Source organism: Azospirillum sp. B4 (assembly GCF_000333275.1).
Lineage (GTDB): Bacteria > Pseudomonadota > Alphaproteobacteria > Azospirillales > Azospirillaceae > Nitrospirillum.
In genome coordinates, this window is the sequence record NZ_BACU01000154.1 from 1 (window position 1) to 4565 (window position 4565).

The following is a 4565-nucleotide window of genomic DNA, read 5'->3' on the forward strand; positions in this document are numbered from 1 at the left end:
GCCAGGGCTATGTCGCATTCTGGGGGTGCTGCTGGGGGCCCTGGCCTCCACCCTGGGTTCCGGGCCAGCACCTCCGGCCTGGCGGATCTGCGCGGCGCGCTGCATGCCGGCTTCGACGACGGGGCCTGGATCACCCCCGCCTACGGCGTGGGCCAGATGGTGGTGGGGGTGGCCAGCCCCTATCTGGGCATCGTGTTCGGCGCCCGGCGTGTGCTGTTCGCCGGCATCGGCCTGTTCTTCCTGGCCAGCCTGCTGGCGCCGCTGTCGCCCAACCTGTCGGCCTATCTGGCCATGCAGTTCCTGTCGGGCCTGGGGGCCGGCACCTTCATCCCGCTGACCATCCGCTTCATCGTGCTGAACCTGCCGGGCCGGCTGTTGCTGTACGGCCTGGCCGCCTACGCCATGAATTCGGAGTTCTCGCAGAACATCGGGGCAGCGCTGGAAGGGTGGTACGCGGAGAACTGGTCCATCGCCTGGCTGAACTGGCAGTACTGCCTGATCCTGCCCGTCATGTTCCTGTGCGTCTGGATCGGGGTCCCCCGCGAACCGCTGAACACCACCCTGCTGAAGCAGCACGACTGGCCCGGCGTGGCCTATGCCGCCGTCGGCTTCGGCCTGCTGTACGCCGGCCTGGACCAGGGCAACCGGCTGGACTGGACGGGCAGCGGCCTGGTGGTGGGACTGCTGGCGGCGGGCGGGCTGGTCACCGCCCTGTTCGTGGTGCGGGAATTGGCGTTCAGCCACCATCCCTTCCTGAACCTGCGGCTGATGATGCGCGGCAACCTGCTGCTGCTGATGCTGCTGCTGGCGGGTTTCCGCTTCATCATCCTGTCCACCGCCTACATCATTCCGCTGTACCTGCAGACGGTTCAGGACTTCCGGGAACTGCAGGTGGGGCCGGTGCTGCTGTTCATCGCCCTGCCGCAGTTCGCCCTGATCCTGCCGCTGGCCGCCCTGCTGGCACGGGTGGACGGGCGCTGGGTGCTGGCGGCGGGGGCCTTGCTGATCGCCGTCGCCTGCCTGCAGGCCACCACCCTGACCAGCCAGTGGGCCACCTGGGACTTCCTGCCCTCCCAAGGTCTGCAGGCGGTGGGGCAGTGCCTGGCGCTGACCGCCCTGGTGGTGCTGGTGGTGCGCAACATCACCCCGGCCGACGCCATCTCAATCGGCGCGCTGATGCAGACCGCCCGCCTGTTCGGTGGGGAGATCGGCGTGGCGTTCATGCAAACCTTCGTGCGGATGCGCGAACAGGTGCATTCCAACCTGCTGGGCCTGCACGTCGACCTGCTGGCCGGCGCCACCGCCGACCGCCTGGCGCGCTACCAGGGGGCGCTGACCGGCCATGGAAGCGACACGGCGGCCGGCGCCGCCAAGCTGCTGGCCGGCGCCGTGGCCCGGCAAGCCTCCGTCCTGGCGTATATCGACGGGTTCGCGGCGGCGGCGACCGGGGCGCTGGCCTGCGTCGTCTTGGCCGCCTGGCTGCGGCCGCCACCGGCCAAGGCTTGAAGCCAGCCCGGCCGGCCGCATAGAAGATCGGGGAATGGAAGGGTGATCATGGACACGCGGGTAATGGGGCGATGAGTGGTCAGGGCGTGCGCTATAGCTTCGGCACCTTCGTCTTCGACGTGCCGCAGATGACGCTGGCCAAGGGCGGGCAGCCGGTCAAGCTGGGCGGCCGCGCCGCCAACCTGCTGGCCGTCCTGGCCGCCGCCGGTGGCGAACTGGTGACTCGCGACCGCCTGCTGGCCGAGGTCTGGCCGGGCCAGGCCATTGACGAAAGTGCCGTGCGCGTGCACCTGTCGGGCCTGCGCAAGGCCCTGGGCGATGATGGTCTGGTGGTGAACGAGGCCGGGCGCGGCTATCGCCTGACCCTGCCCGTCGCCCGCATGTCCCAAGCCCAGGCCCCGGTGGCGGCGCCCACCCGGCCAGCGGCGGAATCACCCCCGCCCCGCCCCCTGGTACGCCTGCTGGGCCGGGCGGAGGTCGTGGCCACCCTGGCCGATGAGCTGCCGGAGCGGCGCTTCCTGACCCTGGCCGGGCCGGGCGGTATCGGCAAGACCTCGGTGGCGCTGGCCACAGCGGCGGAACTGGCGCGTCGCCAGGAGGTGACGGTGCGCTTCGTCGACTTCGCACCGGTATCCGACCCTGCCTGGGTTGAGGGCACGCTGGCCACCGCCCTGGGCCTGCCAGCCACCGGCGCCGACAGCGTCGCCGCCGTCGTGGCCGCCCTGAACGCCGTCCCCACCCTGCTGTTGCTGGACAATTGCGAGCATTTGGTGGAGGCCGTGGCCGATGTGGCGGAACGGCTGCTGCACGCCGCCCCCGGCCTGCTGATCCTGGCCACCAGCCGGGAGCCGCTGCGCGCGGCTGGTGAATGGGTGCACCGCCTGCCGGCCCTGCCCATTCCCGATGGCCAGGCCCAGGACGCCGCCTCGGTGCTGGCCTACCCCGCCGCCGCCCTGTTCTTCGAGCGGGCACGGGCGGTGCGGTCGGACTTCGCCGTCGATGACGCGACGGCCCCGGCCCTGGCGGAAATCTGCCGCCGCCTGGACGGCATCCCCCTGGCCATCGAGCTGGCCGCCGCCCGCGTCGACCTGATGGACCTGCCGGAACTGGCCGGCCGCCTGCACGACCGGCTGAACCTGCTGACCCGGGGACGGCGCACCGCCCTACCCCGCCATCGCACCCTGCGCGCGGCATTGGACTGGAGCTATGAGCTGCTGGCGCCGGAGGAAAAGGAACTGCTGATCAGCCTGTCGGTCTTCCGCGCGGGCTTCGACGCGGCGGACGCTCGCGGGCTGACCGGCGGTGACGAGATCGACGTGCTGGACGGTCTGGCCGACCTGGTGGCCAAGTCGCTGGTGGTCAGCGGCCGGGAGGCGGCCGGCATGCGTTACCGCCTGCTGGACACCACCCGCTATTACGGGCATGAGCGCCTGATCGACACCGGCATGGATGGCCGCATCCGCGCCGCCCACGCGCGGCACATGGCCTCCCTCTTCACCGATGCGCAGGCGGCGTGGGAAGGCAAGGCGCCGCGTGAATGGCTGGCCATCCACAGCCGCCGCATCGACGACATCCGCGGCGCCCTGGACTGGGCGGTGGGGGAGGACGGCGACGCCGGCCTGGGCCTGGGCCTGATCGTCGCCAGCGCGTCCCTGTGGTTCCACTTGTCGCTGGCCCAGGAGTTCCTGGGCCGGGCGGAGCGCGTCCTGGCGGTGCTGGACCAGGGCCGCGCGGGCACCGTCCAACCGGCGCAGCATGTGGAACTGCTGGCCGCCTACGGCCACGCCCTGTGGCATACCCGGGGGCCGGTGCCCGAAATGGGCCTGGCCTTCCAGCGGGCCCTGGCCATCGCCGAAGACATCGGGGACGAGGGCCTGGCCCGTCGTGCCCTGTGGGGGGTGTGGGCCCACCGCATCCTGGCCGGCGACTATGCGGAAAGCCTGGCATTGGCGGAAGCGTTCACCGGCCGGATCGGTCCCGACGCCGGCCTGGCCGACCGCCAGACCGCCATGCACATGCGGGCGCTGTCACACCATTTCATGGGCGACCACGCCCCGGCGTTGGAACTGCTGCAGGCGGTCATCGCCGCCGACGCCGATCCCGTGCGGGTCAATCACGCCAACCACGCCCAGGTCGATGGCAAGGTCGCGGCCCTGAGCCTGCTGATGCGGCTGCAATGGCAGCTGGGCGACAGGGACGGCGCGCTGGAGCTGGCCCGGCTGTGCGCGGAGGACGCGGTGGGCACCGACCACGCCCTGTCCATCTGCTATGGGCTGGCCATTGGCTGCATCCCCGTGGCCATCGCCGCCGGGGAGACGGACCTGGCCGGCGCCTGGATCGACCTGCTGGCGCAGCGCACCACCCGCCACGCCCTGGACCACTGGCACGCCTTCGTCCACGGCTATGGCCACGCCATCGGCCGGCCGGTGTCGCCACCGGTCAACCCCAGCGCCATGCAGGTGGAGATGTTCGCGGTCGCCGGCTGCCCGCTGGCGAAAGGCACGGTCGCGGCCCGGCCCGAACCCACCGCCGGCTGGCACGGCCCCCTGCTTAACGCCGTTGCTTAACAGCCACGTTTAACGACAGCCCCCGCTACCCAACGCTTCACATCGCTTAACTCCCCACCTGGCGGTCATCCGGCCGACACTGCCTCCATCGACGGTCCCTCATCGGCAAGCGCCACGGGGGCACCTAACCCGGATGGAGGATATGATGACCGCCCCTGCCGCCACCCTGAACGCTTTCGATGCGCTGGCCGGCCTTCCCCCGGCCAACCACCTGGCCATCGTCACCCGCCTGCTGGAAGAGGCGGCGCAGGCCGTGGAGCATGACGTGGCCCAGGCCCGCGACCGCATCGTCAAGGTGCGTGACCTGCTGCTGAACCGCGCCCCGGCGGAGGCGCCCCGCGGCGGCCTGGCGCCCTGGCAGGCGCGCCGCGTGGCGGCCCTGGTCGAGCGCCGCCTGGACGGCGCGCTGAGCAATGAGGAGCTGGCGACCGAGGCCAAGCTGAGCACCAGCCATTTCTGCACCGCCTTCCGCCAGACCTTCGGCATGTCGCC

3 protein-coding genes are annotated in these 4565 nt (G+C 71.5%); all 3 read left to right on the forward strand.

Annotated elements, in window-relative coordinates; all coding sequences use genetic code 11:
- The coding region (locus I55_RS07125; RefSeq protein ID WP_211100304.1) for an MFS transporter at window positions 1-1506 on the forward strand (1506 nt) is incomplete at its 5' end.
- Window positions 1507-1577: 71 nt separating this feature from the next.
- Window positions 1578-4073: a winged helix-turn-helix domain-containing protein gene (locus tag I55_RS38970; RefSeq protein WP_044559817.1), complete on the forward strand. Its 2496-nt coding sequence runs from the start codon at window positions 1578-1580 to the stop codon at window positions 4071-4073.
- A gap of 142 nt (window positions 4074-4215) precedes the next feature.
- Window positions 4216-4565: helix-turn-helix transcriptional regulator (locus tag I55_RS32835; RefSeq protein WP_148293610.1), on the forward strand; the 350-nt coding region annotated here is incomplete at its 3' end.